This window comes from Methylobacterium sp. Leaf99, from assembly GCF_001422375.1.
GTDB lineage: Bacteria > Pseudomonadota > Alphaproteobacteria > Rhizobiales > Beijerinckiaceae > Methylobacterium.
In genome coordinates, this window is the sequence record NZ_LMMU01000010.1 from 202,367 (window position 1) to 223,706 (window position 21,340).

The window sequence follows — 21,340 nt, forward strand, 5'->3', positions numbered from 1 at the left end:
CCGAAAGCCCCTTTCGATCGGTGGATCGAAAGGGGGCGCAGTCCGTCAGGGCGTCGGCGCCGCGTCGTGCTGTCCGTCGAGGCTGACCTCCGCGCTCGGCACGCTCGCGGCGATGCTGTCGGCGCGGATGCGGTCGGGGGAGGTCGCCTCGGCCACCAGGGCGGCCAGGGTCTCGTCGAGGCCGCCCGTGCGGGTGTGCTGGCTGCCGAGCCGCCGGACCGAGACCGTGCGCTCCTCGCCCTCCTTGCGGCCGACCACCAGCATCACCGGGACCTTGGCCAGGGAGTGCTCGCGGACCTTGTAGTTGATCTTTTCGTTCCTCAGATCGGCTCCCACCCGCAGGCCGAGGCGGTCGGCGGCGGCCACCACCTCGCGGGCATACGGGTCGGCGTCGCCCGTGATGGTCGCCACGACGACCTGCACCGGCGCGAGCCAGAGCGGGAAATGCCCAGCGAAATGCTCGATGAGGATGCCGGTGAAACGCTCCAGCGAGCCGCAGATGGCGCGGTGGACCATGACCGGCGGCTTCTTCCCGCTGTCGGCATCGACGTAGAAGGCGCCGAAGCGCTCGGGCAGGTTGAAGTCCACCTGGGTGGTGCCGCACTGCCAGTCGCGGCCGATGGCGTCGCGGAGCACGTACTCGAATTTCGGCCCGTAGAACGCGCCCTCGCCCGGGTTGATCGCCGTCCTGATCCGGCCGCCCGACTGCTCCTCGATCTGCGCCAGCACGCGGGTCATCACCTCCTCGGCGTGGTCCCACAACGCGTCCGAGCCGACCCGCTTCTCGGGCCGCGTCGAGAGCTTCACCACGATGTCGCCGAAGCCGAAATCGGCGTAGGTCGAGAGGATCAGGTCGTTGATCTTGAGGCACTCGGCGGCGAGCTGGTCCTCGGTGCAGAACACGTGGGCGTCGTCCTGGGTGAAGGCGCGCACCCGCATGAGGCCGTGGAGCGCGCCCGACGGCTCGTAGCGCGAGACCGCGCCGAACTCGGCCATGCGCAGGGGAAGGTCGCGGTAGGATTTGAGGCCGTGCTTGAAGATGAGCACGTGGCCGGGACAGTTCATCGGCTTGATGGCGAAGACGCGCTCGTCCTCGGTCTTCGTCACGAACATGTTGTCCCGGTACCACTCCCAGTGGCCGGAGGTCTCCCACAGGGCCTTGTCGAGGATCTGGGGCGCGTTGACCTCCTGGTAGTCGCCCTTCAGGCGCCGGCGCATGTAGGCGATGAGCTCCTGGAACACGGTCCAGCCCTTGGCGTGCCAGAACACCACGCCCGGCCCCTCCTCCTGGAAGTGGAACAGGTCCATCTCGCGGCCCAGGCGCCGGTGGTCGCGGCGCTCGGCCTCCTCCAGGCGGTGGAGGTAGGCGTCGAGATCCTCTTTCGTGGCCCAGGCGGTGCCGTAGATGCGGGTCAGCATCGGATTGTTGGAATCACCCCGCCAGTAGGCACCGGCCACCTTCATGAGCTTGAACGCGGTGCCGACCTTGCCCGTCGAGGTCATGTGCGGGCCGCGGCACAGGTCGAACCAGTCGCCCTGGCGGTAGATGTTCAGGTCCTCGCCGGGCGGGATCGCGTCGACGAGCTCGACCTTGTAGGCCTCGCCTTTCTCCTCGAAGAGCTTGCGCACATCCTCGCGTGTCCAGACTTCCTTGGTGAACGGGGCATCGCGCGAAAGAATCTCGCGCATCTTGGCCTCGATGGCGGGGAAGTCGTCGGGCGTGAACGGCTGGTCGCGGGCAAAATCGTAGTAGAAGCCGTTCTCGATGACGGGGCCGATGGTGACCTGCGTCTCCGGCCACAGGGCCTGGACGGCTTCGGCCAGGACGTGGGCGCAATCGTGCCGGATCAGCTCCAGGCTGCGCGGGTCGGCGCGGTCGAGGAACTCGATTCGGGCGTCCGCCTCGATGAGGTCGGAGAGGTCGCGGACCCGGCCGTCCAGCGCCATGGCGACGGTGCGCTTGGCGAGCGACTTGGCGATGCCCTCGACGACGGCGCGGCCGGTGACGGCGCCCTCGAAACTGCGGGTGTTGCCGTCGGGGAAGGTCAGGATGGGCATCGGGATCACTCTCGCGGTGGCTCACTCCTGCGAACGCAGCAGGTAAGCCGGGTGGGATCGGGCGCGACACGCGCCGCGCCCGGCCGTTTAGACCGTTTCGCGGACGGAAGGAATCCGCTTGCGGTGGAAGGCGCGCGGTGAAGGTTCGCCGGGAACCTCCGGTCCGGCGCGCGGCGGCGTGACCTGCGTTCAGCTACGATCCGGTGCGGTTGACACGCGCCGCGGTTGACAACCCGCCGCCCGGAACAGCCCATCGTTCGCATCCGGGCCCGGGCGGGCATCAGCCCGCACAGATGCCCCCACGCGGTCCGATCAGGCGAGCCGGCCCCGTGGGGCGACGGGCTCACGGGAGAGCACCCATGTCGAATCCCCTCGCCGCCGCCCCGGCGGAGACCCCCGGCGCGGTCGGGGCGCCCGCGAAAAGATTCTGGCCGCAGGGCTGGTGGCGGATGGTCGACATCAAGATCGGCATCATCCCGCTGCCGGTCTACGCGATCCTGGTGGTCCTGCTGGCGATCCTGACCCAGGAGGGCGAGATCAAGCCGGATGCGCCGACGATGATCGCCGTGCTGGTCCTCGGCGGCTTCACCTGCGCCGAGATCGGCAAGCGCCTGCCGGTCCTGCGCAGCATCGGCGCGGGGGCGATCTTCGCGACCTTCATCCCCTCGGCCCTGGTCTTCTACGATCTGATCCCGCCGCAGATCGTCAGGGCCATCGTGGACTTCACCAAATTCACCAATTTCCTCTACCTCTACATCGCCACCATCATCGTCGGCAGCATCCTGGGCATGGACCGCGCGGTGCTGATCAGGGGCTTCCTGAAGATCTTCGTGCCCCTGGCCGCGGGCTCCGTGGCGGCGGGGCTCGTCGGCACCCTCGTCGGCACCGTGCTGGGTCTGGGCGCCTACAACACCTTCTTCTTCGTCGTGGTGCCGATCATGGCCGGCGGCGTCGGCGAAGGCGCGATCCCGCTCTCCATCGGCTACGCCGCGATCCTGGGCCAGGGCCAGGGCGACGTGTTCGCCCAGGTGCTGCCGCCGGTGATGCTCGGCAGCCTCACGGCGATCATCCTCGCCGGCACCCTCAACGCGGTGGGCAAGCGCCTGCCCCACCTCACCGGCGAGGGCCGGCTCCAGCCCGACCGGGACAACGACGTCGCGGCGGTCAAGGTGGAGGACATCCCCGTCGACGCCGCCACCGTGGGCGCGGCGGCGCTGACGGCGGTGACGCTCTACCTCCTCGGCGTGATGATGCACCACCTCACCGGCCTGCCCGCCCCCGTGGCGATGCTGTTCCTCGCCGTGATGGCCAAGCTCGCCAGCGCCGTGTCGCCGCGCCTCCAGGCTGGCGGCTTCGTCGCCTACAAGTTCGTACAGATCGGCATGACCTATCCGCTGCTCTTCGCGGTGGGCGTGTCGCTGACCCCGTGGGACAAGCTCGTCGCCGCGTTCACGATTCCGAACCTCATCACCATCGTGGCCACCGTGGTGACCCTCATGGCCGTGGGCTTCTGGGTGGGGCGCCGGCTCGGCCTGTACCCCATCGAGACCGCCATCGTGAACGCCTGCCACAGCGGCCAGGGCGGCACCGGCGACGTCGCCATCCTGACGGCGGCCAATCGGATGTCGCTGATGCCGTTCGCCCAGATCGCGACGCGGATCGGCGGCGCGCTCACGGTCACGGGGACGCTGGTGGTGATGCGGTGGCTGACCGCCGTGCCGCTCTGAGTGCCGACGGGCGCCGCGTTTCGCGCCGGGTGAACGGGACGCCCGGGCTTTCTGTCAAGTAAAATAACGGCTCGCCATTGTCATTTTGCTGGTTTGTCAGTCAATGGCGTAAGAATATTACCATTTAAGGCGGTTGCATTCAGGCGCGATAAGAGCTTGTTAAATCATTGTCGATCAAATTGGTCCTGTGCGAAGAGCGATGGCCTGATCTTGCGGATTCGTAAGGCTGCAGATCGATCGGCCGTCGATGTGGTCATGGCGTATCTCGAAGTATAGAGATTCTGCATCCATGACAGTCGAAGATGGACCCGTTCAACGCGGGGCGCTGTTGAGGCAGGTCGAGGCTGAGCTTGCGCGGCCCTGGTCGAAGATCGCCTTCGGCCCGGTGGTCGAGTCCCGGTATCAAAGCGCGATCGAGCCGGCCCGCACGCGGCATTACATCCTCTGCCATCTCTCGGGGATGGCCGTGTTCGACCTGTTCGTCTTCGTGAATGCCCTGATCATTCCCGACGTCCTCGTCCTGACGATCGTCATCGATTTCGCGGTCCTGACACCGTCGCTGCTCCTGCTGGTGTGGGCGATGCATCGGCGGAGGGTGCCGACGGTCGTCGCGAGCACGATCTTCCTGTTTCCGATGCTCTGCACGATGCTGGGTCTGATGCTGGCCTCGCGCGCTCAGAACGCCGTGATGATCGCGTTCGCGATCCCGATGGTCATGCTCTACGCCAGCATCGCCCTGCCGCTCCCGGTCGTCCACGCGGGCATCGTCGCCGCGGGCGCGACGATCCTCACGGCCGCCGCCGTCGCGCTTCACCCCGGCTTCGATCTCGGCGGCGGTCTCTTCGCGGTCATGCTCAACGTCTCCATGGCGGGCTACCTGCTGGTCGCGGCTTTCCGGAACGAGGTCAGCGAGCGGCGCTTCTACCTGCTGACCCTGCGCGACACCCTGTGGTCCGAGCGCCTGCGCGCCCGCAACCAGAGGCTGCTCAGCCTGTCCGACACCGATGGGCTGACGGGCGTCGGAAACCGGCGGTCGTTCGACGCCCGCCTGGAAGGGTTGTGGCGCGACGGCGCCGGCTCCGCGTCGCCCATCGCCCTGCTGATGATCGACATCGATCACTTCAAGCGCCTCAACGACACCTACGGGCACCTCAGGGGCGACGAGTGCCTGCGGGCCGTGGCCGGCACCGTCAGCAATACGATACGCGGCTCGACCGGGAGCACGTTCCGCTATGGCGGGGAGGAGTTCGCGGTGCTCCTGGCCGGTGCGGAGGCCGAACAGGTGGATCGGATCGCCGAGCGTGTTCGAAGTGCCGTCGAGGCGGCGGTCATCCCCCTCCCGGGCGGTCCCCCCGACGGGGTCGGCGTCACCGTGAGCATCGGGTACGCCGCGATGGTGCCGGAGGCCGGTCTGCCGCACGCGACCCTGATCTCGATTGCGGACGCGGCCCTGTACAAGGCCAAGCAGAAGGGGCGAAACCGGGTTCAGATCGGGCATGCCGATTTCGCGACGACCCTGCAGGTCGCGTGAATCCGCCGATGCGTCCGCCGACGAGTCCGCCGAGGGGATCGGGGGCATCGACGAACCGGTTCCGGTCTCAGGCCTCGGCGTCCTCCGTCGCCGCGCAGGCGAACGGCGAGGCCGGGGCGTTCACGCCGCGCCAGCGGCCGTAGCGCCACGGCGTGAACCACCGGGCGCGGGGCGGGAGCGCCTCCGGTACGAGGTCGATGCCGTGCGTCCCCAGGGGCCCGCAGCGGCAGATCCGCGAAAACCCGATCCAGCCGCCGGCCCAGGGACCGTGGCGGCCGATGGCCTCGTCCGTGTAGGTCGAGCAGGACGGCCAGTGCCGGCACTGGCGGCCGATTACGCCCGACAGGGTGAGCTGGTAGGCGCGGATCGCGACGTGGGCGGCGCGCCGGACCGCGGTCAGGCGGCGGCCTGTGGCTGGGAAACCGGCGATCGGGCCGCGATCTGATCGAGGGCATCGACCACGGCGTCGAAGGTCAGGAGCGTCGAGGCGTGGCGCGCCTTGTAGTCGCGCACGGGCTCCAGCACGGCGAGATCCGCCCAGACGCCCTCCGGCGCCGGGCCGTTCTGCTTCAGCATGGTTCGCACGGCCTCGCGGACCGCCCGCAGATCGTCGGCCGTGGCGCCGACGACGTGGCGGGCCATGAGGGAGGATGAGGCCTGGCCCAGGGCGCAGGCCTTCACCGCGTGGGCGAAATCCGTGACGACCCCGTCGGCGACGCAGAGGTCCACCGTGACGGTGGAGCCGCACAGCTTCGAGTGGGCGGTGGCGCTGGCGTCGGGGGCGGGCAGGCGCCCGAGGCGGGGAATGTCGGCGGCGAGTTCGAGGATGCGACGGTTGTAGATGTCGTCGAGCATGGGCGGCGTCCTCTCGGCAGGATCCACGGGGGGAGCTGGCTCGTGCGAAGCCGGCTTCCGGTCCCGGTTGTCTGATCCGCGCCGCCCGCATTGCGCGGCGGCGCGATAACGACGATATAGGCGCCAACGCACCGTTTCGCGAGGAGGCGGATCGTCGATCCGGGCCGCGCCCACGGCCGGGGTCGCGCCTGCGGCCAGGGCGTCCCCGCCGGCCGATGCCTCAGACGGCCAGTGGTTCGACGATGTACGCCAAGCCCGACAGCAACACGATGACGACCCGGATCGCTCGGGCGGAAGATGCCATGGATGCCGCGCTCAAGTCCCTGTCCTACCGCCTGACCGAGACGGAGGATTCGCGGATGACCCCCAAGACGCCAGACGTGGCGCGCCCGAACGGCGCGGCGACACCCCCGTCCCTGAACGGCATGCGCAACGACAACGCGCCGGTGCCGGCCGGGGAAATCGCCCCCGAAATCGCCCCCTTGCCGTCGTCCGCCAAGCGTACGCCCGAGGCCATCGCCGCCGGCCGCCCGAGCCGCGAGGAGGCCGAGGCCGCCGTGCGCACCCTCCTGCGCTGGGCCGGGGACGATCCGAACCGCGAGGGCCTGCGCGACACCCCCGCCCGGGTGGCCAAGGCCTACGGCCAGCTCTTCGGCGGCTACGAGCAGGATGCCGACAAGCTCCTCGAACGGGTGTTCGAGGAGGTCGAAGGCTATTCCGACATCGTCCTCGTGCGCGACATCCCGTTCTACTCCCACTGCGAGCACCACATGGTGCCGTTCATGGGGCTCGCCCACATCGCCTACTATCCGACCAAGGGCGTGGTCGGCCTGTCGAAGCTCGCCCGCGTGGTCGATACCTTCGCCCGCCGCCTGCAGACCCAGGAGACCATGACGGCGCAGATCGCCGACGTGATCGAGAGCATCCTCAAGCCCCGCGGCATCGCCGTGATGGTGGAGGCCGAGCACCTCTGCATGGCCATGCGCGGTGTGCAGAAGGCCGGGGTCTCGACCATCACGACCCAGTTCCGCGGCGCGTTCCGCAACGACCCCAACGAGCAGGTCCGCTTCCTGACCCTCGTGCGCAACAAGCCCTGAGCCGGCCGATGACCCTTCCCTTCGCTGCACCTGGCACGAAGGCCGAGGTCGAGGAGGGGGCCGTCCTCACCCCCCGCTTCGACGCGAACGGCCTCATCGCCTGCATCGCCGTCGACGCCGCGGACGGGCAGGTGCTCATGCTCGCCCACATGAACGCCGAGTCCCTCGCCCGCACCCTGGAGACGGGCGAGGCCTGGTACTGGTCGCGCTCCCGCGAAGAACTCTGGCACAAGGGCGCCACCTCCGGGCAGATCCAGCGCGTCGTCGAGATGCGGGTCGATTGCGACCAGGACGCCGTCCTCATCCGCGTGGAGGTCGGCGGCGACGGCGGCTGCTGCCATACGGGCCGGCGCGACTGCTTCTACCGCCGCGTCGAACTCGGGCCCGGCGGCGGAACGGCCGCGCCGGTGCGCCTGCAGGCGATCGCGTCACGGGTGAACCACTCCGCATGACCTGGGACGGGCCGGCGTCCGATGCCGGGCGCATCGGCGCGGGCGCCGTCGAGCCCGTCGCGGACCCGGCCCCGCGCGGTCCCCGCATCGGCCTCGCGCTCGGCGGCGGATCGGCCCGGGGCTGGTCGCATATCGGCGCCATCGAGGTGCTGGAGGAAGCCGGCATCCACCCGGGCGTGGTCACGGGCTGCTCCATCGGCGCCGTCGTCGGCGGTTGCTACGCGGCGGGCCAGCTCGGCCTGCTCAAGGCCTTCGCCCTGTCCCTGACCAAGCGCCGCGTCGTCGGCCTCCTCGACCTGCGCCTCGGCTCCGGCCTCATCGCGGGGGCGCGCCTGCGCCAGCGCCTGGAGCGGGACCTCGCCGACCGCCGCGTCGAGCACCTGGCCGTCCGCTTCGCCAGCGTCGCCACCTGCCTCGGCACCGGCCAGGAGGTCTGGCTCACCCGGGGCAACCTCGTCGAGGCCCTGCGGGCGTCCTATGCCCTGCCGGGCGTGTTCCCGCCCGTGCGCCTCGGCGACCGCCTCCTCATGGACGGGACCCTGGTCAATCCGGTTCCCGTCAGCCTCGCCCGCGCCCTCGGGGCGGACGTGGTGATCTGCATCAACCTCAACGGCGATCCGCGCGCGGCCTGCGCGCCCGTGATCCTCGACCCCGTCGATCGCGCCGCCGAGGCGCCGCCGGAGCCGATCCGGCGGCGCCGCCGGCCCTGGCACCTCCTGGGGCCGCGGCGGCGGCCGTTACCGGAGATGCCGAGCCCCGGCATGGCCCGGGTGATGCTCGATGCCTTCAACATCACCCAGGACAAGATCTCGCGGGCGCGCCTCGCCGGCGATCCGCCCGACGTGACCATCTCGCCGCACCTCGCCGGCATGGGCCTGTTCGAGTTCCACCGGGCGGCCGAGGGGATCGCCCTCGGCCGCGAGGCGGCCCGGATCGCCCTGCCGGCCATCCGCGCGACCCTCGCGTCGGCGGCCGCCCGGGTCTGATCGCGGTCCGGCTCACGCCATGGTGATGTAGTCGCGCATGGCCTGATGCTCGGCCTCCACGGCCGCGATCCGGCGCTTGACCACGTCGCCGATGGAGATGAGCCCGGCGAGGCGCCCGTCCTCCAGCACGGGGACGTGGCGGAAGCGGCCGTCGGTCATGAGGTGCATCACGTCCTCGACGGTGGTGTCGCGGGCGCAGGTGACGACGGTGGCGGTCATGTGTTCGGAGACGAGGGCGTCCAGCGCCCCGGCCCCCTGGCGGGCCAGCGCCCGCATGATGTCGCGCTCGGACAGGATGCCGAGAACCGCCCCCTCGGCATCGCTGACGACGACGGCGCCGATGCGCTTCTCGGCGAGCAGGTGGATCGCCTCGTCGAGGGTCCGCTGCGGCTCCACCGTCACGACGGAGCGGCCTTTCTCGGCGAGGATGCGGGCGACGGTCATGGGTGTTTCCTTCCTGGTTCACACAGCCCTGATTCAGGCGGCCCCTTGCGGCCGGGTTCGCCCCGGCTCGCGGTTTTTCGCGTTACGGCCCCCGTGGACGCCGTGACGCTCTGTGGCGATTGTGTGGCCCGCGTCCCGTTCTGGCAAGCGGGCCCGCCCGGTAAAACCCTGTCGGCGCGCGGGTTTCAGCCCCGATGGCGATCGACGAGGGGCAGCATGAAGAACCCGACGAGGAAGCCGCCGAGATGGGCATCCCAGGCGACGGCCGTCGCCTCGGCCCCCAGCGGCAGGGCGATGATGCCGAACAGGAAGTTGGTGACGAGCCAGATGCCGAGGAACATCACCGCCGTGCGGTTGCGCAGGAGCTCGGGAATCGTCTGCAGGCGCTGGCGCGGCGGCAATTGCCACGGCTGGGCCGCCGCGTAGGCCGGGGGCGGCTGGAACACGAAGCGGGCGGCGGCGGCCATCAGGGCCGAGACGCCCGCCGAGGCGCCGATGAGGGGGGCCGTGCTCAGGGGATCGAGGACGACGTGCAGCACGCCGCCGGCCACGGCGCCGGCGAGGGCGACGAGGCCGTAGCGCAGGACGCCGTAGCGGCGGGCCACGGGCGAGCCGAAGGCGGCGAGCCAGACGCTGTTGAAGATCACGTGCGTCCACGAGCCGTGCAGGAGGGCGTAGGTCGCGAAGGTCCAGGGGCTGGCCGAAGGCTCGGCGGCGATGTAGCGGGCGAAGGCCTGGCGCGCCTCCACCACCTCCGGGTCGCCCGCCGCGCCGGCCGCCGCCTTCAGGAGATCCTCGATCCGCGACGGGTCGACGGCGACGCTCCAGCGCCCCGGGATCAGGGCGAGGTGGATGAGCGCCCAGATGTCCCAGGCATCGGGCAGCACGAATTCCCGTAGGGCGTGGATCGCCAGCAGCACGGCGATGGAGACGGTGACCACCCCCGGCATGTTGAACATCGGAACGCGGTTCTGGGGCGGCAGGTCGGGCATGGCATCCATGCGCCACCTTGTCCGGGCTTTCGCGGGGGCGGCAAGCCCCGCGCACGCGAAACTTGCGAGTCCCGCGCACGCGAAACTTGCGAGCCCCGCGCCGTCAAAACTTACCGCGCTGCGTACCGCACGGGGCGTTAACCTTAAAGATATTAACCTTAAACGATAGTTAAGCGGGCGATCCGCGCGGAGGCGGCATAGTGTATGCGGCAGGGTGAAGACTTCCTTCGTGGCACGGTCCGTCGTGTCCCGAAACGAAACACGCCCCGTCTATGCCCCCCAGGGCCGTGCCATCGCAGGACACCATGAAGCATCCGACGAGTCGCCTGCTCCACAGTTACTGGGACGGTCTTCGCCGGGAGCGGGCCGCCCCCGAGCGCAACGAGATCGAGCCCGGCGCGATCCGCACCCTGCTGGCCGACAGCCTGATCCTCGAGGTCGACGTGCCCGGCAGCGCCGCCGCGATCCGCCTCGCCGGGACCCGCGTCTGCGCCCTGTTCGGGCGCGAGCTGCGCAGCAATGCCTTCGCGGACCTGTGGGGCGCGCCCGACGCCGACCCCTGGCGCCTCGTCGAGACCGTGGCGGTGGACACCCTCGGGGTCGTGGCCGGCCTGACGGGGACCACGGTGCGCGGCGAGACCATCGACCTCGAACTCATCCTCCTGCCCCTGCGCCATCGCGGCCAGACCCAGACGCGCATCCTCGGCGCCCTCAGCCCGCATCACGTGCCGCACTGGCTCGGCCTGCGGCCGGTCACGCAGCTGCGCACCACCGCCCTGCGGGTGCTCGGGACGGTGCCGCGGTCCGGGTTCGGCGACCGCGACGACGCGGCGGCCGATGCCCTGCGCAACCTGCCGACCCCCGCCAACGACACCCTGCCCTTCCGCCGCGGGCATCTCCTCGTCCATCCCGGCGGGCGGGGGTGAGACCGGAGCCGGACGCCTTCGGGGCTCCGGGCAGGGTCGTCGCGAAAATCCCTGATCTCGCCCGAGGCGACGGCGGACCCGGTCACATCCCCGTGACCGGGTGCCGATGGCGGGTTCCTTGCGGGCAAGTCGTCGCGACCCCGCCCCGTCCGATTTCGCGGCCGCCGAGCGATGAGAGCCGCCGAGGCGCAGGTGTTTTCGGGCCGGGACCCATCGGCGCGGTCATACACGCAGGGCGTGATGCTGATGGCGTCACGGAAGAGTTTCGTAACCAAGCACCGCCTAGGGTCCGTTACCGTTACGAAACCGAGACCTTGCTCCATCATGATTGAGGCCCTCGTTCGCCCCGAAGTGAAACCGACGCGCGGCATCCGGGCCTCCGACCTGCGTCGTCATCAGCGGGTGAAGGTGGCCCTGCTCGGCCGGTACATGCTGTCGGATCGCCGGGAATTCCCGTGCCAGACCGTGGACATGTCGCCGGGGGGCGTCCGTCTGACCTGTGCGGAGCCGGGCCTGCTCGACGAGCGCGTGGTGCTGTATCTGGAGGAGATCGGCCGTCTGGAAGGCATCATCGCCCGCCTGATGCCCGAGGGCTTCGCCGTGCGCCTCAGCGCGACCCCGCGCAAGCGCGAGAAGATCGCGTCCCAATTGACCTGGCTCGCCAATCGCGAGAGCCTCGGCCTGCCCGAGGGCCGCACCCACGAGCGCCTCAAGCCCGTGACGCCCACCGTGACCCTGCGCCTGGAGACGGGGCGCGAGATTCCGGCCCGGATCATCGACGTCTCCATGTCCGGCGTCGCCCTCAGCGCCAGCATCGCCCCGGCGCTCGGCAGCAGCGTCGTCGTCGGGCGGACCCCCGGCCGCGTGGTGCGCCACTTCGAGGGGGGCGTCGGCGTGACCTTCCTGCTGCCGATCTCGCCGGACCGTTTTCACGAGGGCCTTCAGCTCTGAATCCCCGCCGGCCCCCGTCCCGGGCCGGTACCATGGTTTCCGCTTCGTGAATCCCGCCGCGCAACTGCTAACGAGTGCGGAAGCGGCGGGTTGGGCCTGTCGCGCGAGAGCCGGCGGGCCGGGCCGATTCGATAAAATTGCGCGGATCGGCTTCAGCGCGGCGGAGGGCCCGCCGCCGCATCCTGACCCTGTTGATGGCGGGGGTTGCGATGCGCGGAATGAGGTCGACGGCTCTGGGGGGCCTGGTCGTGGGGGCCCTGGCGCTGGCCGCGACGGCCCTCGGCACGACCGCGTCCCACGCCCAGGCCGCCCCGACGCTCCTCGCCGCCCTGCCCGCCCCCGCGACCCTCGCCGCGCCCGTCGGGGCCGCCCGGCCCATCGCCGCCTGGGTCGCCTTCTGCGAGCGCTACGCCGCCGAATGCGCCCTCGACGCGAACGAGCCCGCCCGCATCACCCTGACCCCGGCGGCCTGGACCACCATCACGACGGTGAACCGCCGGATCAACGCCGCGATCCGCCCCGTGACCGACCTCGACCATTGGGGCACGCCGGACCGCTGGGATCTGGCCGAGGACGGCGCGGGCGACTGCGAGGATTTCCAGCTCCTCAAGCGCAAGCTCCTGGCCGAGGCCGGCCTGCCGCGCCGGGCCATGCGGATGACCGTGGTCATCGACGAGAAGGGCGAGGGCCACGCGGTCCTGACCCTCATCACCGACCGCGGCGACTTCATCCTCGACAACAAGACCGGCGCCGTCCTGCCCTGGCACCGCACGGGCTACGTCTTCATCAAGCGCGAGGGCACCGACGCGGTGGCCTGGGTCTCCCTGGGCGGCGTCACCTCGCCCACCACCACGGCCAACCGCTGACCCCGCGGGCTGACCCGCATCGCCGTCCGGGATGGAACCCGCCGCGGCCCCAACGGTTAACGGGGGTTTAACTTAACGATTGAGCGCCGGGCTCAGCCGTGCCAACTTTGCCGTCTCGGCAATGGACGGCAGGGCGACCCGGATGCGGCACGCGATTCTGCACAGCCTCGGTGGACCGGCGACGGGCGGCGCGGACACCCTTCGCAAGCGCCTGTGCCGCGCGGCGCGGCTCTCCCTCGTCGGGGCGATCCTGCTGCTCGGCGGCGCCGGCATCGAGGCGCGGCCCGTGGCGGCCCTGCCCGACGCGCCCGCCATCGGCGAGGGGGCGAATGCCCGTCCGGTGGCGGCCTGGAACGACTTCTGCGCACGCTACCCGCGGGAATGCGCCGTCGACGCCCGGGAGCCCGCCCGCATCACCCTGACGCCGGCGATCCGGGCGACCCTGGACAGCGTCAACCGCCGGGTCAACGAGCGCATCCGCCCGATCACCGACATGGCCCATTGGGGCGTCGTCGACCGCTGGGACTTTCCCGATGACGGTGCGGGCGATTGCGAGGATTTCCAGCTGCTCAAGCGGCGGATGCTGGTGGAGCGCGGCCTGCCCCGGCGCGCCCTGCGGATGACCGTGGTCATCGACGACATCGGCGAGGGTCACGCCGTCCTCATGGTGCGGACCGACCGGGGCGACCTCATCCTCGACAACAAGACCAACGCGATTCTGTCCGGCCCGCGCACGGGCTACACCTTCATCAAGCGCGAGGGCCAGGACGGCCTCGCCTGGGTCACCCTCAACGGCGGCGCCTCGCCGGTGGCGACGGCCAACCGGTGAGCGTCACACGCCCGCGATGAGATGGGCCAGATCGAGGGCGACGCGGCCCGACATTAGGCTCCAGCCGCAGGCGATCATCGTGGCGATCATCACGAACGGGATCGGCCGGCGCTCAAGGCGCCGGCCCCGGACGGTGTTGCGCAGGATGATGAAGGGCGCGCCGAAGGCCAGCATGGGCAGGGCCGCCACGGCAGTGACGCCGCCGCCCTCGAGCAGGCTGAAGCTCGCCCGCCGCTCGGTGAACAGCTCGAACGCGCTCGCCAGCAGGCCCGACAGGGCGAGGCCGATGCACAGGGTCTGGATCGAGTCGAGGGCCGAGGGGCTGAGGGTCATCACGCGAACGCTCCACCGTTGAGAAACCGTGGCGCCCACTCTGCCCTGCCGTTTACGAAACGTTAAGACTTTCTTAGCCTTACGGTTAAATCCGCGCACAGGCCATCGGCCGGTGCGTGTCGTTCCGTTTCGCGCGGTTCAGTCCTCGAGGTCGATGTCGAGGATCGCCATGGCGAAGTTGAACGAGCGGTCGCCGTCCTCGTCGTCCACGGAGACCACGCCCAGGAACTCCTCGCCGATATAGACCTCGGCCGAATCGTCCTTCTTCGGGCGGGGGACGAGGCGGATGTTGGCGTTGGCGAAGGTCCGGCGAAGGAAGTCCTGTACCTTGGTGATGTCGGTCTTGGTCACGCTGATCGCCTCTCGCGTTCGGGATCGGATCGGCCCGCGCCCAGTGGCGGGGTTCGAGTCCGGGACCGCTTGCCACGCCGCCGGGGCATGGGCAAGCGGAGCACGGGAGCGGGCCGCCCGCCCTTGCCGAGAACCGGCTCCCCGTTCCGGACCGGTGCGTCAGATGCCCTCGGCCATGTGAATGAAGGTTTCGAGGCCCAGCAGCTGGTCCATGGCGCGGGCGGGCTCGGCGCAGCCGGCGGTGCCGACGACGCGGGCGGGCACGCCCACCACGGTGGTGTGGGGCGGCACGGCGCGCAGCACCACCGAGCCGGCGGCGACGCGGGCGCATTCCCCGACCTCGATGTTGCCCAGGATCTTGGCGCCGGCGCCGATCATCACGCCGCGGCGGATCTTGGGGTGGCGGTCGCCGCCCTGCTTGCCCGTGCCGCCCAGCGTCACCGCGTGCAGGATCGAGACGTCGTCGTCGATCACCGCCGTGGAGCCGACAACGAGGCCGGTGGCATGGTCGAGGAACACCCCGCGCCCGATCCGGGCCGCCGGGTGGATGTCGGTCTGGAACACCTCCGACGAGCGGCTCTGCAGGTAGAGGGCGAGGTCGCGGCGCTTGTGCGTCCAGTACCAGTGCGCGAGGCGATGGGCCTGGAGCGCGTGGAAGCCCTTGAAGTACAGCACCGGCTCGATGGCGCGGGTGGTGGCCGGGTCGCGGTCGAGGACCGCCCCGATATCGGCGCGAAAAATCTCGCCCAGGCGCGGATCGTCGGCGATGGCCTCGTGGAAGCCGTGGGCCACGAGTTCGGCCGGGAGGGACTGGTGTCCGAGGCGCGCGGCGACCCGGTGTGCCACCGCCGCCTCGAGGCTGGGGTGGTTGAGGATGGTCGCGACGATGAAGGAGGCGAGCTGGGGCTCCTCGCGCACGAGGGCCTCGGCCTCGGCGCGGACGCGGGTCCAGATCGGATCGAGGGTCGCGACCGTCTCCCGGTCGGCGGGCCTGGTCAGGGAAGAACGGGCGGACATGGGCTCCTCCTCGAACACTGCTGGGCCCGGACTTGCCGACCCTCGAATTGCCGGACCCGGACTTGATCTGCCCAGGTCCCGGTTCGGCCACCGCAGTGGCGATTGTCTACGCGAAAACGTCGTCGAAGCGGAACGGCCGCGTGCGGCGGGCCTTCGGGAGACCATCGTTCGCCGTCACGCGGAGCGCAGCCTGCGCTATAGCGTGTGGTGCGGCCCCGGACCGATCAAGGGCGGCGGGTGCCGCACCCCCCTGCGCGGGGCCCGAAATCTGCGCGGGACCCAAGACAGGACCGGGTCTCACGCATGGCGGGACTGATCCGGGGCGCCGAAGCGCGCCTCGATGGCGGCGGCGAGGCGATCGACCATGGTCTCGACGGGAACGTCGGAGGTGTCGACCACGGAGGGCGCCCGCGCGTAGAGCGGCTCGCGGCTGGCGAGGACCGCCCGCAATTCCTGCATGGCCGAGGGGTGGTCGCCCGTGGTCGCGAGATCGCCCTGCTCGCGCACGCGCTGCATGTGCTCCTCGGGCCGGGCCCGCAGCCAGATCGTGAAGAACGCCTGCAGCAGGAGGTCGTAGGTCAGGGGCTCGGCGACGATGCCGCCGCTGGTGGCGAGGATGAGGGGGCCGGGATGCTCGGTGAGGCGGCGCAGGGCCGCCTGCTCCAGGCGGCGGTAGCCCTCCTGGCCGTAGATCGCGAAGATCTCCTTCACCGACAGGGCGTTCTCGCGCTCGATCTCGGCGTTGAGCTCGACGAAGGTCCAGCCAAGGCGGTCGGCGACCCGGCGCCCGAGGGTCGATTTCCCAGCCCCGCGCAGGCCGACCACGGCGACCCGGGGCTGCGGCGCGTCACCCCCGGCGGGGGCGTGACCCGACAGGATGCCCTTGGCCAGGGCGATCTGCTCGCTCGAGGCCTGCCCGAGGAGATCGCGAACCACGTGCCAGTCCGGCGTGGTGTCCTGGCCGGCGATGAGGTCGTCGAGGCGCACGCCCATGGCGTTGGCGACCCGGCGCAGGAGGATGATCGAGACGTTGCCCTGCCCGCTCTCGAGCTGCGCGATGTAGCGCTCGGACAGGCCCGACGTCTGCGACAGGAGCTTGCGCGAGAGGCCGCGAACCGTGCGGGCGTGCCGGACGCGCCGGCCCAGCTCTGCCAGGAAGGTCGATTCTTGTTCTGCCGCGCCGGCCATGCCGTCGTTCGTCTTCTCGATTGGCGGACAGGCCGGGGCCTGCGCAACTCTGGATCTCAGGCCCATCGTTCACCGACCCACAACACGAGAGGTCGGCGCGATAATGCTTCCGCGAAGGGATCGATATCTCTATCGGATTCCGGTTCGGAAATATTACGTCGATGCGGCACTGTACGGAACAGGATTAATAGTCCCATGACGCGGTCACGAAAACCGCCTTGGGTCGAAAATCCTGTGCGGTGCAACATGTGAGGCGCCGGGCGGACGAGCGCAAGCGGTCCGGGCCCGCCCGCGAGGGAAAACCTGCAGGCGCGGGGAAACGGCGCGGCGTGGGCGCATTCCCGCCCGGACACGGGGAAATCCCCCGACGGGCCGCGCGAAGGGCCCGATCCGTTCGGAAACCGCGACGGAACGTTCGCCGGACGCGCGGGGCCGGCCGGTTGCGCCGCGCGAAACGGAGCGCCCTACTGATCGGCGGGCAGCGCCGAGGCTTCGAGGACGGGCGCCGCGACGGCCTTCTTCGCGACAATCGGTCGCCCCGCCGAGGCGAGCAGGACGGCCGAGGGCCGGCGCGGCGGCAGGGGCACCTCGACGCGCTCGCTCGGCGTCGCGTCGGTGGCCTGCGAGGCCGCGGGCATCTGCGAGGCCATCGGCGCCGGGGCGGGCGCGAGGGGCGCGATGGCGGCCGGCGCCGGGTCGAGGCTCGCCATCGCCGCGGGCGCGACGGAGCCCGAGAGGCCGGCGGGCCGGCGCGGCGGCAGCGGAACCTCGACGCGCTCCGTCGGGACGGCGTTGGCCGTCGGGCTCGGCGCGTAGGCCAGGGCCGTGGCGGCGGCGGCGAGGTTGGGATCGGCGGGTGTCGTGCGGTCGAAGGCGCTGGCGAAGGCGGCGCCGGATTTCGCCCCGGAGGCGACGGTGGTCACGCCCTCGGGCACCTCCGCCGGGATGCCGAGGCGCTTGGCGGCGTAGTAGTAGCCGCGATTGTAGTAGCCGTAGGCCCGGGCGAGGTCGCCCTTGGCGGTCTTGTAGGCGCCGGCGAGGTAGGCGATGCCGTAGCGCAGGTTCACCGCCGGGTCGAACAGCCCGGCCGCGTCGCCCTGGTAGCCGAGGCCGCGGGCCGTGGCGGGCTTGATCTGCATCAGGCCCAGGGCGCTGCCGCCCTTGGCGTTCGGGTTGTAGTTGCTCTCGCGCTTCACCACCGCGTGGACGAAACTCGCCGGCACGCCGGCGGCGCGGGCCTGCTCCTCGATCAGCGCGTCGATGTTGTCCCGTGCGGCCTTGCCCTGGGCGAGGGCCGGGGCGGGCAGGATCTGGGCCGGGATGGCCAACGCGGCGACGGCGAGGAGCAGGAGGCGCTGGTTCATGCGGTGACCCGGATCGTCCTTGTTCTGAACGGTCAAGGTCGGGGCCAAATGAGGCTGGAAAGCGGCTCGGTGCCCCGATTGCGGCCGCATGCCGGGGCTTTCCCCGTGTGCTGTGGCGCACAGGATACACACGCGGGAAACGTGCGCGGTCCGCCCGCGTCGGATTTCCCAGTCCGCGCAAGGGTCTGGCCCGGCGGCGCCGGGCCGAGGGCATCAGGCCGGAGGGCGGTGCAAAACGAATTCGTCGATGGCCCGCGAAAAACCCTCGCTGTCGTTGTCCGCGGTCACGGCCCGGGCCGCCGCCTTCACGGCCGGGTCCGCATTGCCCATGGCGATGGACAAGCCGACCTTCGAGAACATCGGCACGTCGTTGCCGGCATCCCCCAGGGTGGCGATGCGGGCGCGGTCGATCCCGAGGCGCCGGCTCATGGCGTCGACGAAGCCGCCCTTGCCGGCGCCGGCCGGGGTCACGTCGAGGTAGTAGGCCTGGGAGCGGTGGACGTCGGCCCCCTCCCCCAGGGCGGCGGCCAGGCGGGTCTCGCAGGCGGCGAGGTGCGCCGTGTCGGCGCTGACCCCGACGATCTTGGCGGCCTGGTCGAGGAGCGGGTCGAGGTCGGCCACCACGGTCGGCTCCGCCCCGAGGGTGCGCCGTTCGAGGTCGGTGTAGGGGCCGCGCGGGTCGCGCAGGGTCCAGGCCCCGTGCGCGAACACCCAGATGTCGAGGCCGTCCCGTGCCATCCGGGCGACGGCGTCCCGCGCGACGGCGGCCGGGATCAGGGTCTCCGACAGGATCTTCAGATCGGGGGCGACGACGGTGCTGCCGTTGAAGGCGCCCAGCGGCAGGCGCAGGTCGAGGTCCGCCACCAGGCCGGCGAGGCCCATGGGCGGGCGGCTCGACGCGATGGTGAAGCCGATGCCGGCCTGCGCGAGGCGCCGCACCGCCGCGCGGGTGGCCGGCGTCAGGCGCTTGTCCGTGGTCACCAGGGTGCCGTCCACGTCGGAGATGACGAGGGCGATGGGCGGGGCGGATGCGTCCATGGGCGGTCTATGTCTCCTGCTGGCCCTCCCCCAATCCCAGACGGGCCGCGATCGTTGCCGCGATGGCGTCGGCGGGCGCGTCGATGCCGACCACGACGGCGTTCTCCTCCGGGGCGGGCGGCTCCAGGATGGCGAACTGGGTGTCGAGGAGGGCGGCCGGCATGAAGTGCCCCTGGCGCCGGGCGAGGCGGCCCTCGATGAGGTCGCGGTCACCCGCCAGATAGGCGATCCTGACCTCGGGGCGTCCGCGCACCAGGGCATCGCGATAGGCCCGCCGCAGGGCCGAGCAGACCACGATTCCGGGCTCGCGGGCCTGGAGCCGGGTGTCGATCCAGGCGCCGATGGCGGCGAGCCAGGGCGCGCGGTCGTCGTCGTCCAGGGGATGGCCGGCACGCATCTTGGCGACGTGCGCGGCGCTGTGGAACGCGTCCCCGTCGACGAAGGCCCAGCCGAGGCGCTCCGCCAGGCGGGCCGCCACGGTGCTCTTGCCCGAGCCCGAGACGCCCATCACCACGATCACGCCGGGCCCCCGGTCGAGGGACGGAAGATGGCCTGCCTGCATGCGAAACCCCGGTCCGCGGGTTTGGGAGTGTGGCCGGCCCGGACGGCACCGGTCCACGGCGATCCTTCGGTGGCGATCCTTCGGTCACGCCCCCGGCGCTGCGGCCGGTTCGGGCGCGGGCGATGGATGGAGCACCCGTGCGCGCAGGCGCTGGGGGCCGAGGGTCATGGCGAAGAAATCGTAGGCGCCGCGCCGGTCGTTCGCCATGAGAAACTGGAAGTGCATGCGGAACGGCCGCCAGCGGACCCGGCGGTAGGTCTCCGGGCTGATGATCTCCCGGAACCGCGCGGAGCGCACCAGGGGGTTGGTCACCGGCCGGTCGCCCAGGGGCAGGACCAGGTCGCGCACGGGATTGAAGCCGGGGAAGTTCATCCAGTCCTGCGGCGCCTGGTAGTCGACCCAGACCAGGCGTGGGCTGGTGCAGAGATCGGCGATCTCGGCGCGCAGGCGGCGGGCCCGCGGCTGGATCGCCACGAGGGGCAGGCCCGAGCCGAGGGTGACGAGGGCGAGACTCGTGTGCCCGGTGCCGAGGTCGGGGGCGCGGGCCAGCACCCGGGCGGCGACCTCCACCGCCGTGAGGGCGCCCGAGGAATGGCCGAGCAGCATCACCTCGTCGACGGCGATGCCCTCGTCCGCGAAGGCGGCGAGGCGGGCGATCACATGGTCGGCGAAGGCATCGAGGCGGGCCTCGTAATCCGGGCGCCAGCCCTGGCCGTGCTGCCAGTTGAACACCCAGTCGTTGAGGAGCTGCCAGAAGAAGAACCGGTTGAGGAGGGCTTCGATGGCCTTGATCCAGCCGAGCCCGACGAGGAGGCCCAGGGGAATCGTCGCCCAGAGCGGCCAGCCGAGGCTGTGTCCGAACCCGTCGCCGAGGTGGGCGTGGACGAAGCCCGCGATGGCGAGGCTGGCGAGGACGAGGGCGACGAGCAGCACGAACGGATAGAGGATGACGTTGCCGTACTTCCAGTTGAGCCGGTAGAACCGCAGCATGAGACCGCCCAGGATGGCGTGCAGGGTGCCGATCACCAGGAGGCCGGCGCTGAGGACGCGCCAGCGGCCGAAGTCTCGGGCGACGAGGTCGTCCCACAGGAGCACGTCGTATCCCGTTCGCGCGCCCCCCGTGGCGGGCTCGGCCGCCACGCTCCAGCTCTGTACGAGGCCGTCGGGACTCGTCGTGGCGGGGCCGATCCGGGGTTTGGGCTGCCCGAAGCGCTTCGCCGAGCGGACGAGCTCACGGACGAACAGCATGCGATAGCGGGTGCGCCCCTCGGGATCGTAGCCCGGAACGTAGAAGACGTGACGCCTGTGGACCGTGCCCGGTGTCGCCTCGGGCAGGTTCGGAGGGGTGTAGTCGAACGAGAGCATGGCGCATCGTTGTTCACGGCCTCGGGAGACGAAGCCTGTCCGGTCAGAGACAAGGGGCACGGCGCCAAGGTTCCGGCAAGCGTCGCGGAAAGGTTTGGGCAAGTATCGGGTCACAGCCGTGTGATGGGGCGCCCGGCCGGTGCACAGCGGGGATGGTTCGCGGGTTCGGCCGGTCACGGCCGGACTGTGACCCCCCCGCCACGGACAGGGCGGCGGCGATGGTCTAGGCAGCGGATGAGAGAAACCGACAGGCGATCCTGCATGCGCGTTCTGCCCCTGGCCCTCTGCACCGCCCTGGCGGTGTCGGGCTGTTCCTCGATCCTTCCCGGTGCGGGTCCGACGACGGGCGCCATCGTGGACGGGGCCGACGTCTCGACCAGCGAGGGCACCTTCGCGCGCTACGAACTC

General features: G+C 70.9%; 22 protein-coding genes and 1 pseudogene. 10 read left to right on the forward strand and 13 right to left on the reverse strand.

Annotated elements, in window-relative coordinates:
- Positions 1-45: 45 nt before the first annotated feature.
- Positions 46-2,058, reverse strand: a complete 2,013-nt coding sequence (gene thrS, locus ASF28_RS18960; protein WP_056096341.1) for a threonine--tRNA ligase — start codon at positions 2,056-2,058, stop codon at positions 46-48.
- 359 nt (positions 2,059-2,417) lie between these two features.
- Between thrS and ASF28_RS18965 the strand changes: the two genes are divergently transcribed.
- Positions 2,418-3,785: a 2-hydroxycarboxylate transporter family protein gene (locus tag ASF28_RS18965; protein ID WP_056096344.1), complete on the forward strand. Its 1,368-nt coding sequence runs from the start codon at positions 2,418-2,420 to the stop codon at positions 3,783-3,785.
- A gap of 289 nt (positions 3,786-4,074) precedes the next feature.
- Entirely contained in the window at positions 4,075-5,316 is a 1,242-nt protein-coding gene (locus ASF28_RS18970) for a GGDEF domain-containing protein (RefSeq protein ID WP_162240013.1), read from the forward strand.
- 67 nt (positions 5,317-5,383) lie between these two features.
- Here ASF28_RS18970 and yidD read toward each other — a convergent pair whose 3' ends face one another.
- Together yidD and ASF28_RS18975 are read right to left on the reverse strand one after the other, a co-directional pair.
- Complete coding sequence (gene yidD, locus ASF28_RS22020) at positions 5,384-5,716, reverse strand: membrane protein insertion efficiency factor YidD (protein WP_082476672.1); 333 nt, start codon at positions 5,714-5,716, stop codon at positions 5,384-5,386.
- On the reverse strand, positions 5,713-6,171 hold the full coding sequence (locus ASF28_RS18975) for an iron-sulfur cluster assembly scaffold protein (RefSeq protein WP_056096350.1): 459 nt from the start codon (positions 6,169-6,171) through the stop codon (positions 5,713-5,715). The genes yidD and ASF28_RS18975 overlap by 4 nt, the downstream gene beginning before the upstream one ends.
- Before the next feature lie 242 nt (positions 6,172-6,413).
- Between ASF28_RS18975 and folE the strand changes: the two genes are divergently transcribed.
- From folE to ASF28_RS18990, 3 genes are read left to right on the forward strand one after another with little or no spacing between them, the layout of a single operon-like run.
- Positions 6,414-7,268, forward strand: a complete 855-nt coding sequence (folE, locus tag ASF28_RS18980) for a GTP cyclohydrolase I FolE (protein WP_056096353.1) — start codon at positions 6,414-6,416, stop codon at positions 7,266-7,268.
- 8 nt (positions 7,269-7,276) lie between these two features.
- On the forward strand, positions 7,277-7,720 hold the full coding sequence (gene hisI / locus ASF28_RS18985; RefSeq protein ID WP_056096356.1) for a phosphoribosyl-AMP cyclohydrolase: 444 nt from the start codon (positions 7,277-7,279) through the stop codon (positions 7,718-7,720).
- Complete coding sequence (locus ASF28_RS18990; RefSeq protein WP_056096359.1) at positions 7,717-8,706, forward strand: patatin-like phospholipase family protein; 990 nt, start codon at positions 7,717-7,719, stop codon at positions 8,704-8,706. The genes hisI and ASF28_RS18990 overlap by 4 nt, the downstream gene beginning before the upstream one ends.
- 12 nt (positions 8,707-8,718) lie before the next feature.
- On the opposite strand, the gene ASF28_RS18995 is transcribed toward ASF28_RS18990, so the two are convergent.
- Together ASF28_RS18995 and ASF28_RS19000 are read right to left on the reverse strand one after the other, a co-directional pair.
- Positions 8,719-9,150, reverse strand: a complete 432-nt coding sequence (locus ASF28_RS18995; protein ID WP_056096362.1) for a CBS domain-containing protein — start codon at positions 9,148-9,150, stop codon at positions 8,719-8,721.
- A gap of 185 nt (positions 9,151-9,335) precedes the next feature.
- Complete coding sequence (locus ASF28_RS19000) at positions 9,336-10,151, reverse strand: rhomboid family intramembrane serine protease (protein ID WP_056096365.1); 816 nt, start codon at positions 10,149-10,151, stop codon at positions 9,336-9,338.
- A gap of 296 nt (positions 10,152-10,447) precedes the next feature.
- Between ASF28_RS19000 and ASF28_RS19005 the strand changes: the two genes are divergently transcribed.
- The 4 genes from ASF28_RS19005 (at position 10,448) to ASF28_RS19020 (ending at position 13,714) form a co-directional block, all read left to right on the forward strand.
- On the forward strand, positions 10,448-11,068 hold the full coding sequence (locus tag ASF28_RS19005; protein ID WP_056096368.1) for a PAS domain-containing protein: 621 nt from the start codon (positions 10,448-10,450) through the stop codon (positions 11,066-11,068).
- Positions 11,069-11,392: 324 nt separating this feature from the next.
- A complete protein-coding gene (locus ASF28_RS19010; protein ID WP_056096371.1) occupies positions 11,393-12,019 on the forward strand; it encodes a PilZ domain-containing protein in 627 nt (208 codons plus the stop codon).
- 218 nt (positions 12,020-12,237) lie between these two features.
- Entirely contained in the window at positions 12,238-12,885 is a 648-nt protein-coding gene (locus tag ASF28_RS19015; protein ID WP_056096373.1) for a transglutaminase-like cysteine peptidase, read from the forward strand.
- Between the two features lie 142 nt (positions 12,886-13,027).
- Positions 13,028-13,714 (forward strand): transglutaminase-like cysteine peptidase, encoded by a 687-nt coding sequence (locus ASF28_RS19020; RefSeq protein WP_056096376.1) that lies wholly within the window; start codon positions 13,028-13,030, stop codon positions 13,712-13,714.
- 3 nt (positions 13,715-13,717) lie between these two features.
- On the opposite strand, the gene ASF28_RS19025 is transcribed toward ASF28_RS19020, so the two are convergent.
- From ASF28_RS19025 to ASF28_RS19060, 8 genes are all read right to left on the reverse strand, one after another.
- Complete coding sequence (locus ASF28_RS19025) at positions 13,718-14,047, reverse strand: DUF6949 family protein (protein WP_056096379.1); 330 nt, start codon at positions 14,045-14,047, stop codon at positions 13,718-13,720.
- A 138-nt stretch (positions 14,048-14,185) separates the two neighbouring features.
- Positions 14,186-14,398, reverse strand: a complete 213-nt coding sequence (locus ASF28_RS19030; RefSeq protein WP_056096383.1) for a DUF3126 family protein — start codon at positions 14,396-14,398, stop codon at positions 14,186-14,188.
- Positions 14,399-14,557: 159 nt separating this feature from the next.
- Positions 14,558-15,415 carry a serine O-acetyltransferase gene (gene cysE, locus ASF28_RS19035; protein ID WP_056096482.1) on the reverse strand — a complete coding sequence of 286 codons (858 nt, stop codon included), beginning with the start codon at positions 15,413-15,415 and terminating at the stop codon, positions 14,558-14,560.
- A gap of 297 nt (positions 15,416-15,712) precedes the next feature.
- On the reverse strand, positions 15,713-16,669 hold the full coding sequence (locus ASF28_RS19040; RefSeq protein WP_274533137.1) for a helix-turn-helix transcriptional regulator: 957 nt from the start codon (positions 16,667-16,669) through the stop codon (positions 15,713-15,715).
- 398 nt (positions 16,670-17,067) lie between these two features.
- The gene (locus tag ASF28_RS19045; protein ID WP_056096485.1) at positions 17,068-17,967 is read right to left on the reverse strand and encodes a transglycosylase SLT domain-containing protein; all 900 of its coding nucleotides are present in this window, start codon (positions 17,965-17,967) and stop codon (positions 17,068-17,070) included.
- A gap of 213 nt (positions 17,968-18,180) precedes the next feature.
- On the reverse strand, positions 18,181-19,005 hold the full coding sequence (locus ASF28_RS19050) for a Cof-type HAD-IIB family hydrolase (protein WP_056096389.1): 825 nt from the start codon (positions 19,003-19,005) through the stop codon (positions 18,181-18,183).
- 7 nt (positions 19,006-19,012) lie between these two features.
- On the reverse strand, positions 19,013-19,567 hold the full coding sequence (locus ASF28_RS19055; protein WP_056096392.1) for a gluconokinase: 555 nt from the start codon (positions 19,565-19,567) through the stop codon (positions 19,013-19,015).
- 84 nt (positions 19,568-19,651) lie between these two features.
- Positions 19,652-20,932 (reverse strand): hypothetical protein, encoded by a 1,281-nt coding sequence (locus ASF28_RS19060; RefSeq protein ID WP_056096393.1) that lies wholly within the window; start codon positions 20,930-20,932, stop codon positions 19,652-19,654.
- Positions 20,933-21,193: 261 nt separating this feature from the next.
- Between ASF28_RS19060 and ASF28_RS23470 the strand changes: the two are divergent.
- Positions 21,194-21,340, forward strand: a pseudogene (locus tag ASF28_RS23470) (polysaccharide biosynthesis/export family protein); the annotation flags it as partial.